Raw genomic sequence first — 15,734 nt, 5'->3', positions numbered from 1 at the left:
CGACTTTACCGTCACCGAGGGCGGGGCTCCGTGGGTTCCACGGCGGTGACGGCGCTAGCGATCGCGACCCTGCGGGCAGATGTCGACTCGCTTCGTCATCACGCTCTCACCATGACAGACGGCCTCCACCCCGACAAGCGGGGAGGAGGTGAACCTGCGCATGGGCTTTTCCGCGCGCCAGGGGCGGCGACGAAATTCGTGCGCGCCTATTCATCTCAGCCGTGTCGAAAGCCGAGTGGGTGCAGGGGCGCAGTCAGCGGCGCACGAAGCGGTAGACGCTGGCGGGCTTCGACGCCGTCGCGCGCTTGCCGCGGGCGTGCTCGATGACGCCGTCCTCGAGCTGGCGGAGGACGCGCTTGCGGAAGTTGCCCGGGTCGAGGGCGGCGCCGCCGATCGCCTCGTGGACCGCGCGGAGCTCCTGGATCGTGAAGGTCTCCGGCACCAGCTCGTAGGCGATGCTCGTGCGATCGAGGTCGGCGCGCATGCGCGAGAGCGCGGCGTCGACGATCTCGTCGTGGTCGAACGCGAGGTCGCTCTTCGCGAGCTCGCTGACCTCGATCCATTTCGCGTGCGAGACGTCGCCGCCCGCGCGGATCAGCGGCACGAGCGTCGGCCGCACGAGCGCGTAGTACGCGACCGAGATGACGCGCATGCGCGGGTCGCGCCCCGGCTTGCCGAACGCGCGCACCTGCTCGAGGAAGACGCTCGCGCTCGCGGTGTGCGAGAGGCCGGTCTCCTCGAGGAGCTCGCGATGCGCGGCGGCGTCGAGGTCCTCGCCCTGGTCCTTGCGATCGTCGGTGACGCGGACGAACCCGCCCGGCAGCGCCCAGCGTCCCTTGAACGGGTGCTCGTTGCGCCGCACGAGCAACACGTGGAGGAGGCGATCGATGACGGTGAAGACGACGAGGTCCACCGTCACCGACGGTCGCGGAAACGCCCCCGGCCGATACTGCTCGAGGAACTGCGCCTCCTCATCGCTGATCGCACGCCTCTTCACGGCCGAGCACCATACTACGTCGGGGCCCCAGAAGCGGCCGCCACAGCGGTCGCGAAGCGAGCCGAGCGCTCCGCGCGAGGGCCGTGTCTGGGGTGGGGGTGTCGGGGGCGAAGCCCGACGTCGAGAGTCAGAAGAACCCGGTGTTCGGGCCCGGCTTGATGACGCCCTGGCTCGCGCGGATGGTCGATTGCTTCACGAGGCCGAAGACCTTTCGCATGCCTTGCGGCGTGGCTTGCGCTTGCACGGTGACGCAGCCGTCGGGGACGCCCATCGCCTTGGCGACGGCGCGGAAGTCGACGTCGGTGCCGACCCCGACGAAGGCGAGGATGAACTGCTCCGAGGCGAGGAGGTCGCGGCTCAGCGTCGCGCAGTCGCTCGCGCGCCGCTTCGAGCCGCAGTCCTCGCCGTCGGTGATGACGACGACGACGCTCCGGCACGGCGTCCCTCCGTCGCGGAGCTGCTGCGCGTACGCGACGTTCGCCGCGAGCGCGTCGCACCACGTGTCGTAGAGCCGCGTGCTGCCCGCCGCGTTGTACGTCTTCTTGTCGAGCCGCGTCGCGTCGCCGACCCCGACGTACGAGTGCACGACGCGGACGTCCTCGTTGAAGGTCCAGAGCGCCATCAGCACCGACTCGGACGCGGTCGAGCACGCGAGCGCGTCGACGAGCAGGTTCTGGCCCGCTCGCACCGCGTCCTCGAGCCCGCGCTGATGGATGCTCGACGAGGCGTCGACGAGCAGCGTCACGAGCGTGACGTCGGACGTGAGGATGTCCTCGTTGTCCTTGCCCGCCGCGCCGGCGATGACGACCGCGCCGAGGTTGCCGGTGATGATGCGGCGGCTCTGGTTCGAGAGCGTGCCGCTCGCGTTCGCGCTCGCGAAGAGGTTGGCGAGGCCGAGGACGGTGTTCGGATCGATCTTCGAATTCGACATGGAGGTCTCCTGTGCCGCGCGCGCGCGGCCGCGAAAATTTGGTGGTGGCGCGATCGGTCAGAGCTGGATCGGGTCGGTCGTCTTCACGAGGTTCATCCCCGCCGCGCGGAGCTCGGCGAACGCGGCGTCGGCGATCTTCGGGAAGTCGAGCGCGGGCGGGAGCGGATCGAGCGCGGGCGCGGGGACCGGGCTCGTCGCGTCCTCGAGCACCCAGATCTTGCTCATCAGCTTCGGATCGACCTTCGCGATGTGCTCCTGCATGTCACGCAGGGTGGAGAGCACGCAGTGCGACTTCGCCTGGCCGAAGACGTACACGCGATCGAAGTCCATCAGCAGCTTGAAGAACGCGGCGTTGAAGGTGCCGACGCTCTGCCCGCCGAGCTCGCGGACCTCCGGCGACATCACGGAGTAGTTCTCCGTCATCGCGTGGGTGCCCTTCGTCTCGAAGTGCGTCTGCGAGTTGCGGACGAGCGAGTGGAACATCGCCGCTTCCATCAGCGCCGGCACGAGCGCGTGGCTCACGCCGCCGAGGAGCGTGTGGTACGGCCAGATCGTGAGCGTGTACTTGCCGCTCGCCTCGAGCTTCTTCACGTACTCGAGGCACTCCGCGGGGTGCATGACCGGCTTCCAGCGGCCGTCCTTCACGTCCTTCGTCGCGATGGGCGTGAAGGGGCCGGGGTGCTTGCCGTCGTCGTCGATCCACCAGGCCGGGTGGAAGATCTGGAAGACGCGGTGCGTGTCGAGCGAGAACGCGAGCTGCGTGATCTTGTCGAGGTTCTTGTAGAGCCAGTCGATCGTGCGCTGCGTGTCCTCGACCGCGCCCGGCACGAAGAGCGACGCGCCCGGCGTGCAGAAGCCGATCTGCGCGTCGATGCCGAACGCGGCGATCCGGACCTTGTCCTGCGCGGCGGACGGGACCTTGTGCTTCTTCCGGTACTCCTCCGCGATCTCGGCGACGAGCGACGCGCGCTCGACGTGAACGGTGGGGACCTTGGCGGCGTCGTGGAACAGGGGCGCGGGCAGCATGGCGGCTTTTCCTTTCATCCAGTGAAGCAGAGGTGCGTGACTTCGTCGTCGGTGACGGCGTAGAGGGTGCCGCCCGTGCCGACGAGGAGGTCGTCGTCCGGGCGGGCGAAGTCCTTGGCTTCGGGGAAGAGACGCCCCGACGTGAACGCGCCGGCGTCGGCGCGAGTGAGGAGGAGGCCCGCGTCCGTCGCGACGAGGACGCTCCCGCCGGGGCCGACCGCGCGGCCCGCGAGCGAAGGAGGGAGGACGGCGCCGTCGTCGCTCGCGACGATGCGCGCGGCGGCGTCGACGAGGTGGGCGTGGTGCGTGACGTCGCCGCTCACCTCCGTCGCGAACGTGACGAGCACGTGCTCCGGACCGAACACCGCGGACCAACCTCGGAGGCGACCGGCGAGGGGAGGGAAGCCCTCGATCTGACGGAGCGGACCGCGCCGCGGATCGAACACGAACGCGACGGTGAGGCCGCCCGCGCGGTAGAACGCGAAGCCCAGCGTCGCGCTCGTGCGCACGTGGGTCTGGCGTTCGAGCACCTGACCGACGCGCGTGCCCTCCTCCGCGCGCACGAGCACGTCGCCCTGCACGTGGACGAGGCCGAGCGCCGAAGCGTCGGCCGCGACCTCGCCGTGCACGACGCCGACCGGATGCTCCGCGACGACCTTCCCCGCGACGAGCTTCTTCATCGCTCCGCCGGCGGCGAGCCACGTCGCGTTGGCGGCGATGCGCACGAGCTCGTGCGCGCCCGCGGGGGCGACGACGCTCTCGTCCTCGCGGCGGAGCACGCCGTCCTCCTCGCTCACCCAGCGGATCGAGCCGTCGAACGCGGCCGCGACGACGCGCGCGCCAAGCTTGTAGAATACACGTGAAACGCGGAGCTTCCCGCACGTGCGCACGACCGGCGCGACGTTCGCGCGCACCGCGCACGCCGGGCATCGCGTGCGCGCGTGCTCGGTCCCGCACGAGCACGCGGTGAAGCGCGCGTCGAAGAGCGCCGGCGGGAGCGGCGCGCGCAGGTCGCGCTCGAAGACGCGCTCGAACCAGCCGAGCGCGTCGTCGGGGAGCACGTCGGGGCGCGCCGCGGAGGAGGGGAGCTTGACGTCGGGGCGGAGCGCGGAGAGGCGGGCCTCGGCGCGGCGGAGGAGCGTCGGCTGCGACGGATGCGCGCCGCCGTACGGATGCACGAAGAGGAGCGAGGTGAACGCCATCACCGCGAGCGCGTACCAATCGGTCTCGCGCGCGAAGACGCCACCGCGCGCGAGGTCACGGCCGTAGAAGCGCGGATCGAGGAACCGCTCGTGCGCGACCACGCAAGGATGCGCGGGAAGATGCATCGAGTCGGCATCGATGAGCCAAGGAACGAGCGCGGCCGCGGCGGCGGCGGGGGGCGCGGCGGCGGCGCCGGTGTCTCGGGGCGCGGTCGCGGGTGTGGTGACGACGACGTTGCCGTCGTTCAGGTCGCCGACGACGACGCCCGCGGCGTGGAGGCGGTCGACCACGTCGGCGAGCGCGCGCAGGACCGCGAGCACGTCGCTGTTCGTCGCGCGGCCCGCGCGCCACTTGCGCTGGGCGAAGCGCGCGAGGTCGGTCGCGCCTTCGACGAGACGCATCGAGTAGCCGACCACGTCGCCGCCGTCGTCCGTGCACAGCTCGATCGGCGCGACGACCTCCGCCGGCAGCGTCCGCGGGAACGCGCGCAGCTTCGCCGCACGCGCGGCGTTCGGCTGCGTGAACACCTTCACCGCGACGTCGCCGCGCCGGTAGACGCGACCCTCTCCGCCCTCCCCGAGCAGGTCGCGCGCGTCGAGCTGGACCCGCCGTCCACCGAGCTGGACACGGCATGAAAGAGTCATCGGGACCTATATTGAGTCCAAATTACTCTTTGTCAACGCCCCCTGCATGAGCCCGACGAATCGCGCCGTCGCGGTGAGCAGATCGAGCGATTCGCGCGCTCCTTCCGGCGGAGCGCTATGCCTGGCTGGGCGAGATGCTGACGCGGGCCCTCGAAGCGCGTCGTACATCGCGAGATCGCCGGCGGGCGTGAGGCGCTCGATGCGTTCCTGCGCAGCGCTACTCGTCGTGGAGCGGGCTGACGGTCGGCGGCGGGCTGCGGAACACGAGGCCGTTCGGGGTCGTGCCGAACCACGGGCTCGCGAGGCCGCACTGCGTGCATACGAGGCGGTACGCCTTCGCCGCGCCGTCGACCGCGAGCGCGATGCCGGCGGCGTCGCGCGGGCACGGCACGACCTCGCCCGCGCGGAACTTCGCCCAGAGCTGGGTGATCTCCGCGTGCGACAGGTGCGGTGACTCCGGCGTGCCTCCGCCGCCCTTTTCGCTCATGCCCCACCTTTCTACCTGCTTTTCGCAACGCGCGACACTTCTAAGCTATACCGGGCGTATGAGCGAAGGCCGGAAGCCGCGCAGGGTTCTCGTCGTCGGCGCGACCGGGCGCCTCGGCGTCGCGATCGCGGAGGCGCTCGCCGACCGCGGCGACGACGTCGTCCTCACCGCCCGCGATCCGAACAAGCTCGAACAGATGTCGGCCTCGCTCGACCGCGGCCGTGGCCGCGCCGCGTTCGTCTGCGCCGATCTCACCCATCGTGACGCGGTCCAGCAGATCGTCGAGGGCCTCCGCGCGGCGGTCCCGCCGACCGAGTCGCGCGGGAGCGTCGACGACATCGTCCTCGCCTGCGGGCCCTTCCCGCGGACCCCGTTCGACGAGCTCCGCCGCGAGGACCTCGAGCGCACGATGACCGTGCACTGCTTCGCGCCCCTCCTCCTCGTCCATGGCCTCGCCGGGGACCTCGCGAAGGCGCGCGGCGCCGTGGTCGCGCTCGGCGACTCCGGCACCACACGTCCGTACGAGCACCACGTCGCCTACCTCACGGCGAAGGGGGCGGTGAAGACCGGCCTCCGCGCGCTCGCGGTGGAGCTCGCGCCCGACGTCCGCGTGAACATCGTCGAGCTCGGAATCGTCGCGGATCCGGAGGCCGACGCGGACCCGCTCCGCGGCCACCGGCTCGCGACCCGCTCCCAGCTCGGACGCATGGGCACGCCCGACGACGTCGTCCACGTCGTCCTGTCGCAGCTCGACGCCAAGTGGGCGACCGGCGAAATCTGGGGCATCGGCCGCTAGGATTTTCCCTTGCGCTGGAGCTGCTGCTTGGCGGCGGCCTGGATCGCGCCGCTGACTTCCTTGCTCTTCGCGAGGTTCTTGATGTCGCTCTCGCGCAGGTGGAGCACGAACTTCGAGGCCTGCCCGAACGGGGTGCGGGGGTTGGCGACGAGGTTGTATTTGACCATGTAGTGGCGCGTCCAATCCTTGTTGAACGCGATGTCGCGGAGCACGTCCTCGGCGACGTTGCGCATGCCGGCGATGCGGACGACCTCGGCGTCGCTCACGCCCGGCGTGTTCATCGCCGCGACCGCGACGAGCGGGTTCGCGTCGCGGACGCCGAGCATGCGGAGCGCCTTCGCGTCGAAGCGCTGCTCGCCGATCTCGCGGCCGTTCTCGTCGTATTCGCGCATCGTGCCGATCGTGAGGAGGCGGATCTTCGCCGGCGGCCGTAGCTCCGCCCAGATCGCGTGGAGCGGACGCGCCTTCGCGACGACCTCCTCCTGCCCCGTCTCCTCGTTGATGCGATGCGTGTCCTCGTCGTCGCCGAGGTGGAGGTCGGCGGCCTTGGTCATGCCGTCCGAGAACTGCGTGTCGTCGAAGCTCGCCTCCTCGGTCGGCTCCGCGATGAGCTCGCCCTGGATCGCCGCCTTCGCCTGCGCGAACGCCGGGATGTTGAGCTCGATCTCGTTGCGGACCGCGAGCTCGAGGAGGCGGTCCGCCGTCGACATGCGGCAGTTCTTGTTCGTGTAGAGCTTCTCGATGATCGCGGGGTGCGCGAGGAGGCGCTCCTCGTTCGTGGCGATGAGCTCGCAGACACCCTCGGTGCCCACCGCCGCCATCCCGATGACGGTGTCGGGAAGGAGCTGCGGGTGGAAGAGGATCTTCTCCGAGACCGCGGCGTCGCGCGCGTAGAGCGGGCCGAGCGCGTCGAGGACGGCGGGGTGGAGATCAGGAAGGGCGAGCGCGCCGTTGAGGAGCGGCGGCGGGAGCTTCTCGAGCGTCTTCTTCGCCTGATCGGCGTTCGCGTCGTTGTTCAGCGACAGCGCGACGATGACGGCGAGGATGGCGCCGGGCCCGAGACCGGGCATCAGGCCCTTCGCGGCCATCGCCTTGAGCGGCGCGGGCCCCGACGGATCGAGGATCTTCTGCGCAGGACCCGGGAGGGTCGACGGATCGATGGCGGGGACGCTCACGACGTCCTCAGAATAGCGGGTCTAGCGGCGGCGCCCATCCGGATTTACCTTCGGTCCCGCTGATGTTTCCATGGGCGAACTCAGCAGGGAGAGAACGAAGATGGGCGTGATGGACTTCGTGAAGAACGGCGTGCGCGAAATGATGATCGCGCGACCGGACCACTTCAAGCACCTCATCGTCTACAAACACCCTGATCAAAACTTCCCGTTCTGGTCCCAGCTCACCGTCGACAGCGACGAGTGCGCGGTGTTCTTCAAGGACGGCAAGGTCGTCGGCGTGCTCCCGCCGGGGCGGCACACGCTCTCGACGCAGAACATCCCGTTCCTCAACAACATCGTGAACAAGTTCACCGGCGGTGACGTGTTCATCAGCGAGATCTTCTTCGTGAAGACCGCGCCGGTCCGGAGCGTCCCGTTCGGCGGCCCGATCGGGGACATGATCGACCCGCTCACGCAGGAGCAGGTCATCCCGCGCATCTTCGGCGAGTTCTCGCTCGTGGTGACGGACCCGGTCCGCTTCATCGTCGGCTACACCGGCCAGGCGGCGCAGGGCGACAACGACCAGATCCTCCACTGGATCAAGGGTCTCTTCATGAACGGCGTGAAGACGACCCTCGGCGAGCTCTGCGAGGTGGAGGGCAAGAGCGTCCTCCAGGCGGTCTCGCTCACGAGCAAGCTCTCGCAGGCCTTCGTCTCGAACGCGCCCGACCTCAACGAGATCGGCGTGCGCATCCTCCAGATGGGGCAGTTCAACCTGAACTTCTCGGAGGAGGACCGCGCGCGCCTCGTCGCCGCGAACGCGGAGGTCGCGAAGGCGAACCGCGGGATCAAGATCGCGGAGGCGCAGGCCAAGGCGAAGCAGTTCGAGCTCGATCAGAAGTACAGCCAGGACGCGCGCTACGTGCAGAACCTCGCCGGCAACTACCAGAACTACGCCGCCGGCCAGGCGATGATCGGCGCGGGGCAGGGCATGGCCACGCACGGCGTCGAGGGCGGCGTCGCGGGCGCGGGCATCCAGATGGCGATGGGCGTCAACATGGCGAACCAGATGGCGGGCGCGATGCAGCCGCAGGCGCAAGTCGCGCCGCAGCCGCAGTTCTCGCCGGGCGGCGCGACGGTGACGTGCGCGAGCTGCAACACGCGCCAGCCGGGCGGGAAGTTCTGCCAGGAGTGCGGGAGCGTCCTCGCGCAGGCGAAGAAGTTCTGCACCGGCTGCGGGCAGGAGCTCATGGCCGCGCAGAAGTTCTGCGCCAACTGCGGGACCCCCGCGAACGCTCCGCCGCCGAGCGCGCCTTGATGTAGCATCGAAGGGTGCTGAACCGCGGGCTCGCGACGGCGATCGTGACGATGCTCGGGCTCGCCCGCGCGCCGGGTGGGTGCGGCGGCGTCGACGATCCCGACGGCGGACCGAACGCGCCGTGCACGCGCAGCTCCGACTGCGGCGGCGACCTCGTCTGTTCGGAGGGGGTCTGCCGCGAGATCGACGCCGGCTCGCCCGCGCCGCCGATCCCCGACGCAAGCGACGGTTAAGCCGATAGACTGACCGGACGAGGCCGGCGCGTGGCGAAGAAGAAGATCCTGCTCGTCGATGCGGATCCGCGGAGCCTGCGGGTCGTCGAGGTCAGTCTCCGCAAGGCGGGCTACAACGTCGCCTGTTTCGAAGACGCGCACGCCGCGCTCGACGTCATCGATCACCAGCAGCCGGACCTCGTCATCTGCGATACGCGGCTCCTCCGCCCCGCGGGGTCGGGCGAGCACTCGCTCACGACCACGCTCGTGATGGCGTCGCCGCTCAGCCTCGACGGCTACGGCCTCGTGCGGAAGATGAAGGAGCGGCGCGACCTCGCGAACATCCCCGTCATCTTCCTCGCCACCCATCGCTCGGTGGAGGACAAGATCCGCGGCCTCGAGCTCGGGGTCGACGACTACCTCACGAAGCCGATCTTCGTCCGCGAGCTCCTCGCGCGCGTGAACCTCGTCCTCGCGCGCCGGGCGCAGGAGTCGATCGCGAAGGACCGCACGCTCGAGCACCGCACGCGCTTCGCCGGCTCGATCCAGGACATGACCGTCATCGATCTCCTGCAGACCTTCGAGGTCGCGCGGAAGAGCGGGGCGATCACGTTCCGGCACGGTCACGCGACGGGCTGGGTCTGGTTCCGCGACGGCAAGGTCATCGACGCCGAGATCGGCTCGAGCTCGTCTCGACCTGGCGAATACGCGGGGATCCTCCGCGGCGAGGAGGCCGTGTATCGCCTCCTCGTCTGGAACGAGGCCGACTTCGAGGTCGACTTCCGGATGCCCGATCGCGAGGACGTGATCGAGGGCTCCACCTCCGTGCTCGTGATGGAGGGGATGCGTCGCGCGGACGAGTGGGGGCGCCTCGTCGAGCAGCTGCCGCCGCTCCACAACGTCTACGAGGTCGATCACGGCGCGCTCCTCGAGCGGCTCAGCGAGATCCCCGACGAGCTGAACGGCATCCTGCGCCTCCTCGACGGCAAGCGATCGCTCGCCGACGTCATCGACGACTCGCCGTTCGACGATCTCTCGACGTTGCAGACGCTCTCGAAGCTGTACTTCGAGAGCCTCCTCGTGCCCGCGGCGGCGAGCGTGCCGGCGGTGGTGCCGGCCGCGCCGGCCACGCCGCGCGATCTCCCGGCGACGGTGCCGTTCATGCCCGCCGCGCTGCCGGCGGAGGCGGTGCCGCCGCGCGACGACTTCAGCACGACGCGGCCGTTCCCGCCGCTCGAGGGCGCCTCGAACGCGGCGGTCCCCGTCATCAAGGCGCACGCGCCGGCGGCGGCGGCGGACGACGACGACGACGACGAGGCGATGGACGTGAAGTCGAGCGAGATCTTCCTCGGTCTCCCGACCCCGCGTCCTCCGAGCGGCCAGACGAAGGCGGCCGCGCCGGCGACCAACGGCTCGCACACGCTCGCGGGCATCACGACCGCGGTCATGCCGGCCGCGCCGCCGCCGCTGCCCCCGCCGGCCGAGAAGTTCGAGCCGACGGAGATCCCGACCAAGATCACGAAGCTCGACCCGCTCTCGGCGGAGGCGGAGGCGCCGACCGAGGTGCAGCGCCTCCCGCCGGCCGCGTCGCGGGCCCCCGCCGATCCGTCGGGACCGTCGAAAGCGCCGGAGCCGGCGAGCTCGACGAAGACGGCGATTGCGGTGAAGAAGGACCCGGCTTCGCAGCGGGAGGCGGCCGCCGCGCGCGAAGCCGCCGCCGCCGCGCGCGACGACGTGGCGAAGGCCGCCGCCGCGACCGACGCCGCCGCGAAGGCGGCGAAGGAGGCGCCTCCCGCCACCATCCGCGAGCCCTCCGCCTCGAAACCCGGCGGAAAGACGGAGGCGATTGCCGCGAAGAGCGTCCCACCGCCCGCGGGGAAGCCCGGCGGAAAGACGGAGGTGATTCCGGCGGCGGGGGCGTCGGGCGCGTCGAAGGATGCGGCGTCGGCCGATGCGGCGCGGGCGGGTGCGGGCGCCGCGACGTCGGCTGGTGCGGCGGGGGCGGGTGCGTCGAAGGCGGCGAAGGCGGGGGCGTCGAAGGCGGGTGCGGCGTCGGTCGATGCGGCGAAGGCGGGTGCGGATTCGGCGTCGACCGAGGGGGCGAGGTCGGCGACGTCGGGGGCCGCGAAGTCGGGTGCGTCGAAGGCGGATGCGGCGGCCGATGCGAAGGCGGGGGCATCGAAGGCGGGGGCGGCGTCCGAGGGCGCGAAGGTGGGGGCATCGAAGGGCGATGTGGCGTCGGCGGAGGGCGCGAAGACGGGGGCCGCGAAGTCCGAGGGCGCGAAGGCGGGGGCGTCGAAGGGGGATGCGGCGTCGGCGGAGGGTGCGAAGGCGGGGGGCGCGAAGGCCGAGGGGGCGAAGGCGAGGAAGGACGACGCGAGGCCGGTCGTGTCGGCGAGGGCGCAGGTCGAGCCGCAGCGGACGAGCGGTCGCAGCGTCGCGTGGGCGCTCTCGCTCATCATCGCGGCGGGCGTCGTGGCGCTGCTTTATGCGCGCTACCTCTATCGCGGCGAGCACGACACGAAGGAGGGCCTCGAGCTCGCGATGCCGCCCGATGCGGCCCCGAGTGAGACGCCGGCGAACGTGCCGCCGCCGCCGTCGGACTCCGCGCCCACGTCGGAGCCGCCTCCCTCGCCGACCGCCGACGCGGACGCGAACGTCGTCACCGACGTCGACGCGGCGACCCTCGCCGTGACGCCGCCCGAACCGCCGCGCCCCAACACGCTCCTCGATCCGAACGCGAATCCGAATCCGATCCTGAATCCGAACCCGACGCCGCCGTTCACGCCCCCGGTCCAGCCGGAGGCGGACGCAGCGTCGTCGTCGATCGCGGAGTCCGCGCAGCGCGCGCTCGACGACGAGAAGCAGGCCACGCGCGCGGTGCAGCTCGCGTTCCTCGCGACGCAGGAGGATCCGACCAACGCCGACGCATGGCTCACGCTCGGCGCCGCCTATCTCGCGACCGGCAACGCGAGACAGGCGATCCAAGCCTACGTGACCTGCGTCCGCCGCGCCCCAAACCACCCGCGCGTCGGCGAGTGCAAACAGCGCGCAGGCATCACCGACTGAGCGCCGCTCAGTCCTGCGCGGCGTAACGAACGCACGAAGAGCGCCCCCTCCTCGAGCGCCGTCCAGCTTTGCACCGCGTAGCGAACGCACGAAGAGCGCCCCCTCCTCGAGCGTTGCTCAGTTTTGCACGGCGTAGGGGCGGTCGAAGAGCGTCCACTCCTTGCGGTAGCGGGGGGCCTCGATTCGATCGATCAGCGTGACGTGGAACGGCTTCAGAGAGCCGCCGATGCCCACGTCGAGGCCGACGGTGCCCTTCGCGCGGACGGAGCCGCCGGCGGTGCTCGTGGTGCCGGTGCCGGTGCCGGTCGCGTCGAGGCCGAGCTTCGTCGCTACCTCGGCGTACGGTCCCTCGTTGCTGTCGAAGACGAGCGCGAGCGCCTTCGCGCGGACGGTGCATGACGCGGTCACGCTCGCGTTCGCCGAGAAGCGCGGGCCGATCGGCGTGGCGCCGCTCCACGACGGCGTGAACGACGTGTCGAACCCGTCGCCACGGCCCCACGTCGCGCCGGTCTTGACCGAGCCCTTCACCGCCGCCCCGACCTCCGCGCGTACCTTGCCGGTGGACGAGAACTCGCAGTCGCCGGTCACGCGGAAGTCGAGCGCGAGCGGGTAACCGAGCACGCTCGTGATCGCGATCTGCTCGTGGAAGAGCGGGACCTCTCCCGTCGCCGCGCCGAACGCGCCGTCGAAGGCGCCCTCGAGGACGATCTGACCCTTCATGTCGAGCGTGAGGATCCCCTTCGCCGCGTCGGGGTTGAGGCACGAGCCGTCGACCTGCGTCTCGAGACTGCCGTCGACCGTGAGGTGTGAGTCCTTGAGGCGGATCGACATCTTGCCGAGCGATCCGATCGTGCGCTCGTAGAGGACGCGCGACAGGTCCACGTCGTAGAGGTCGAACGGGTTCACCGTGTTCGGCGAGCAGCCGCCGGCCGCGAGCGTGCGGAAACCCTTCCGCGCGAGCTCGGCCTCGGCCTCGGTGAGGCTCGCCTTCCGCGTCGTGAAGACGACGTCGCCGTTCGTCGCGGTCTCGACGCCGAGGACGCGACGGAGGTACCCGTTCCGGTTCGTCGCGTCGTGACGGAGGACGCGATCGGCGCCGACCGCGTCCGCGCGCCGATCGCCGACGAGGTAGACGGGCTCGGCGTTCTTCGTCGTCCGCGCGACGAGGTCGCTCACGCGCGCGCTCTTCGCGAGGCGCGCAGGGTAGATGACGTGGTCGGCGTCGAGCTCGACGAGCTGTGCTTCGTTGAGCTCCGTGAGCTCGTCCTCGGACGCGGCCGTCGTCGTCGCGTCGTCGTCGGAGGAAGAGGCGGCGCAGCCGACGAGCAGCGCGCCGAGAGAGAGGAGGAGGAGAGGGGTCTTCATCGAGCGCCCCCAACAGCAGCCATGGTGCCAATGTAGGTGCGGTCGCAAGTGCTCGAAATTCGAACGATGATCGGATCGTTCATGGACTGATCCCGGAGATCGCAGCGACGGATCCGGCGGCGAAATCGGTGTCGCGCGCGCGAGACGACCGTCACCGTACGGAGACGGTCAGAGCGCCGTGAGATAGCTCCGCTCGGTCAGCAGCAGGTAAGCCACGGCGGCGTTGAAGCCGGCGAGCGTGTTGAGGAACCAGTGCGTGTTGACGCGCTCGTCGAGCGTCGGCGTGTCGACGAAGTCGGCGACGTACGCGGACGACGCGGCGGCGGGTTTGTTCTCGACGAACGTGCCCCAGCTCCACCTGCCGTCGACGTTGCGCGGCGGGAAGTAGGGTCCGCCTTCGCCGTCCACGATCGTCAGGTGGCGTTTCACCTGCGCGGCCTGGAGCGCCGCGTAGCGGTCGCGGAAGTCGGCCGGAGATCGTAGCGCGAGGTACGCGTACGCGCTGTCCTGGATCGTGGCGTCGAAGCCCCACTCGGAGACGCGCCGCCCCCACGTCCAGTCGCTCGCCGGCGCCCGCGGCTCGAAGCGCTCGCCCCACGCGTGCTGATGACGGATGCGCCGCGTGTGGTCGGCGATCGTCGCGACGCGCTCGGAGCGGCACGTCCCGTCCTTGCAGACGTAGAGCCACACGTAGTCGGAGGTCCACACGTACGTCTCGAGCGCTCGGTCGGCGTTGAAGAACTGCGTGAGCGCGCGGAGACCCGACGGCGGGAGCGGCGCGCCCGCGAACGGACGGCGCCCGCTCCTCTCGTCGTCGACGACCGAGCCGAAGAGCGCGGACAGCGTCATGTCGTACGTCGCGGTGCACTCCGGTTTGCAGCGGTAGTGCCAGATGCGCTCGCCCTGCACGAAGTACGCGCGCGTCATGTCGGCGATCGGGTCATAGATGATGCTCACGGCGTCGAGGTCGCGCTTCGGCAGCGGCTCGGTCCACACCTCGCGGCCCTTCACCTCGCGCGCGAGGTCCTCGAGGGTCTTCGTGTACCGCGCGGTGCAGGAGCCGGACTGACAGGTGTAGTGCCAGAGGCGATCGCCCTTGAAGACGTACGACTTGATGACGCCGTTCATGTCGAACTGCGAGAGCGCGTCGACGTCGCGCGCGGGGAGCGGATGCGCCGCGAGCACGGGCGCTTCGTTCAGCGCCTCGAACTGCTTCGCGAGCGGCTGTACGAAGGTGGCGCGGCAGTCGTGGACCGCGGTGCCTCGATCGCAGGTGTACTTCCAGATGTCCCCGTCGCGGAGCTGATAGGCGTGGACCAGGCCGCTCGCGGCCTCGTAGTAGATCGACATCGTCCCGACGTCGGTCGTCGGCATGAGGAGCTGCATCCCCGCGGGCTGGTGCACGAGCGTGTACGTCTGGTCCTGGAAGCGGCCGCTCGCCGGCAAGCTGCCGTCCGCGCCGACGCGCGCGAAGTCTCCCGTCAGCCCGAACGACGCGTCCGTGTAGCGCGCGATCGCCTCTCCGATGCGCGACGTCCGCTCCGCCGGAGGGAGCTGCGCCGGCGCCTCCCGCGCCTCCCGCGCCTCCCGCCCGAGCTGCTTCTCCACCGCCCAGATCTCGGCGTAAGAGGTGAGGAGCGACTGCGTGTAGACGGGGTGCGGCGTGATCCCGTGGTTCGCGACGAGGTCCGCGCCGTCGGCGAACGGCCGCGGCTCGCCCTCCGCGCCGCCGTTCTGGTGCGAGTAGTCGAGGAGCTCCTCCGCGCGCGCGAGCCACTCGCCGCGCCGCGCGGCGTTCGGCAGGAGGTGATGCGCCGCGACGAGGTAGCTCGCGGTGAGGCCGATCTCCTCCGCCTGGCTGTTGCCGGGATCGCGCTGGCGCTCGCGGTACCCGGAGAGCGTGAAGCGCTCCCCGTCGTGGACGCGGTTCGCGAGCGACTCGGCCGCCGCGCGGAGCGAGGTCTTCGTGCCCTCGTCGAGCGCGCCGGCGATCGCGCTCGCGGCGAGGAGGCAGTCGAGGCCGGGCGCCGGCGCGAGCCACCACGCGTCGTTCGTGTCCGGGTTCGTGTCGGTCGCGACGTCGAAGTCGGAGGCGGCGGCGGTGACCCACGCGACCTCGAGGTCGCCGCGCGCGATCGTCTCATTGCGCTCGCGGCGCTCGACGGCGCTGAAGAGCGCCTGCGAGCACAGCGCGCGGTAGTACGTGTTCATCCGGCTCCGCCACACGCGCGCGGAGAGCCCGGTCGACAGCGGCGCGGTGTACGACGCGCTGCGATCGACGTAGCTCGGCGCGATGGCGCGCATGATCGCGAGCTCGTGCTTCGCGAACGTCGCGGCGGCCGGGGCGCCGAGCGCGGTCGATCTCTCGCCGCGCTCCTCGCGCGCGTCGTGTCCGTCGCCGGAGCAAGCGAGGAGAGCCATCGAAGCGATCGTGACGGCGGCGGCGCGCAAGGAAGGGAAGGACATGCTCGCCACGAAGCAGATCGCGCGCCGGCACGCGCGCTCACCAAGACGGCTCGCGGGCGATCCGAT

12 protein-coding genes are annotated in these 15,734 nt (G+C 70.8%); 4 read left to right on the top strand and 8 right to left on the bottom strand.

What is annotated here, in order from left to right:
• Positions 1–253 precede the first annotated feature (253 nt).
• The 5 genes from KF837_07150 to KF837_07130 all read right to left on the bottom strand — a co-directional run bounded on the left by KF837_07150 (position 254) and on the right by KF837_07130 (position 5,288).
• On the bottom strand, positions 254–982 hold the full coding sequence (locus tag KF837_07150) for an NUDIX hydrolase (protein ID MBX3227071.1): 729 nt from the start codon (positions 980–982) through the stop codon (positions 254–256).
• Between the two features lie 142 nt (positions 983–1,124).
• Entirely contained in the window at positions 1,125–1,928 is an 804-nt protein-coding gene (locus KF837_07145) for a VWA domain-containing protein (GenBank protein MBX3227070.1), read from the bottom strand.
• 57 nt (positions 1,929–1,985) lie between these two features.
• The gene (locus KF837_07140) at positions 1,986–2,954 is read right to left on the bottom strand and encodes a nicotinamidase (protein MBX3227069.1); all 969 of its coding nucleotides are present in this window, start codon (positions 2,952–2,954) and stop codon (positions 1,986–1,988) included.
• 14 nt (positions 2,955–2,968) lie between these two features.
• Positions 2,969–4,801, bottom strand: a complete 1,833-nt coding sequence (locus tag KF837_07135; protein MBX3227068.1) for a hypothetical protein — start codon at positions 4,799–4,801, stop codon at positions 2,969–2,971.
• Between the two features lie 217 nt (positions 4,802–5,018).
• Entirely contained in the window at positions 5,019–5,288 is a 270-nt protein-coding gene (locus KF837_07130) for a hypothetical protein (protein ID MBX3227067.1), read from the bottom strand.
• Between the two features lie 58 nt (positions 5,289–5,346).
• Here KF837_07130 and KF837_07125 point away from each other — a divergent pair, with 58 nt between their 5' ends.
• Complete coding sequence (locus tag KF837_07125; GenBank protein ID MBX3227066.1) at positions 5,347–6,084, top strand: SDR family oxidoreductase; 738 nt, start codon at positions 5,347–5,349, stop codon at positions 6,082–6,084.
• Here KF837_07125 and KF837_07120 read toward each other — a convergent pair.
• Complete coding sequence (locus KF837_07120) at positions 6,081–7,259, bottom strand: hypothetical protein (GenBank protein MBX3227065.1); 1,179 nt, start codon at positions 7,257–7,259, stop codon at positions 6,081–6,083. The two genes, KF837_07125 and KF837_07120, sit on opposite strands and share 4 nt — an antisense overlap.
• A gap of 70 nt (positions 7,260–7,329) precedes the next feature.
• Here KF837_07120 and KF837_07115 point away from each other — a divergent pair, with 70 nt between their 5' ends.
• Genes KF837_07115 through KF837_07105 form a run of 3 tightly spaced genes read left to right on the top strand, consistent with a single transcriptional unit; the run spans position 7,330 to position 11,837 of the window.
• Positions 7,330–8,556, top strand: coding sequence for an SPFH domain-containing protein (locus KF837_07115; protein MBX3227064.1), 1,227 nt, complete (start codon positions 7,330–7,332; stop codon positions 8,554–8,556).
• 14 nt (positions 8,557–8,570) lie between these two features.
• Entirely contained in the window at positions 8,571–8,789 is a 219-nt protein-coding gene (locus KF837_07110) for a hypothetical protein (GenBank protein MBX3227063.1), read from the top strand.
• Between the two features lie 30 nt (positions 8,790–8,819).
• Positions 8,820–11,837, top strand: a complete 3,018-nt coding sequence (locus KF837_07105) for a DUF4388 domain-containing protein (protein ID MBX3227062.1) — start codon at positions 8,820–8,822, stop codon at positions 11,835–11,837.
• Between the two features lie 117 nt (positions 11,838–11,954).
• Here the strand turns inward: KF837_07105 and KF837_07100 are convergent, their stop codons facing one another.
• A complete protein-coding gene (locus KF837_07100) occupies positions 11,955–13,202 on the bottom strand; it encodes a hypothetical protein (GenBank protein MBX3227061.1) in 1,248 nt (415 codons plus the stop codon).
• A 168-nt stretch (positions 13,203–13,370) separates the two neighbouring features.
• A complete protein-coding gene (locus KF837_07095; protein MBX3227060.1) occupies positions 13,371–15,623 on the bottom strand; it encodes a hypothetical protein in 2,253 nt (750 codons plus the stop codon).
• Positions 15,624–15,734: the final 111 nt, after the last annotated feature.

It is taken from the genome of Labilithrix sp. (assembly GCA_019637155.1).
GTDB lineage: Bacteria > Myxococcota_A > Polyangia > Polyangiales > Polyangiaceae > Labilithrix.
This window is presented reverse-complemented; position numbering and strand designations above follow the sequence as displayed.

Coding starts and splice junctions, on each gene's coding strand:
- KF837_07145 (MBX3227070.1), bottom strand. CDS start 1,928: ATGTCGAATTCGAAGATCGATCCGAACACCGTCCTCGGCCTCGCCAAC.
- KF837_07140 (MBX3227069.1), bottom strand. CDS start 2,954: ATGCTGCCCGCGCCCCTGTTCCACGACGCCGCCAAGGTCCCCACCGTT.
- KF837_07135 (MBX3227068.1), bottom strand. CDS start 4,801: ATGACTCTTTCATGCCGTGTCCAGCTCGGTGGACGGCGGGTCCAGCTC.
- KF837_07130 (MBX3227067.1), bottom strand. CDS start 5,288: ATGAGCGAAAAGGGCGGCGGAGGCACGCCGGAGTCACCGCACCTGTCG.
- KF837_07125 (MBX3227066.1), top strand. CDS start 5,347: ATGAGCGAAGGCCGGAAGCCGCGCAGGGTTCTCGTCGTCGGCGCGACC.
- KF837_07115 (MBX3227064.1), top strand. CDS start 7,330: ATGGGCGAACTCAGCAGGGAGAGAACGAAGATGGGCGTGATGGACTTC.
- KF837_07100 (MBX3227061.1), bottom strand. CDS start 13,202: ATGAAGACCCCTCTCCTCCTCCTCTCTCTCGGCGCGCTGCTCGTCGGC.
- KF837_07095 (MBX3227060.1), bottom strand. CDS start 15,623: ATGGCTCTCCTCGCTTGCTCCGGCGACGGACACGACGCGCGCGAGGAG.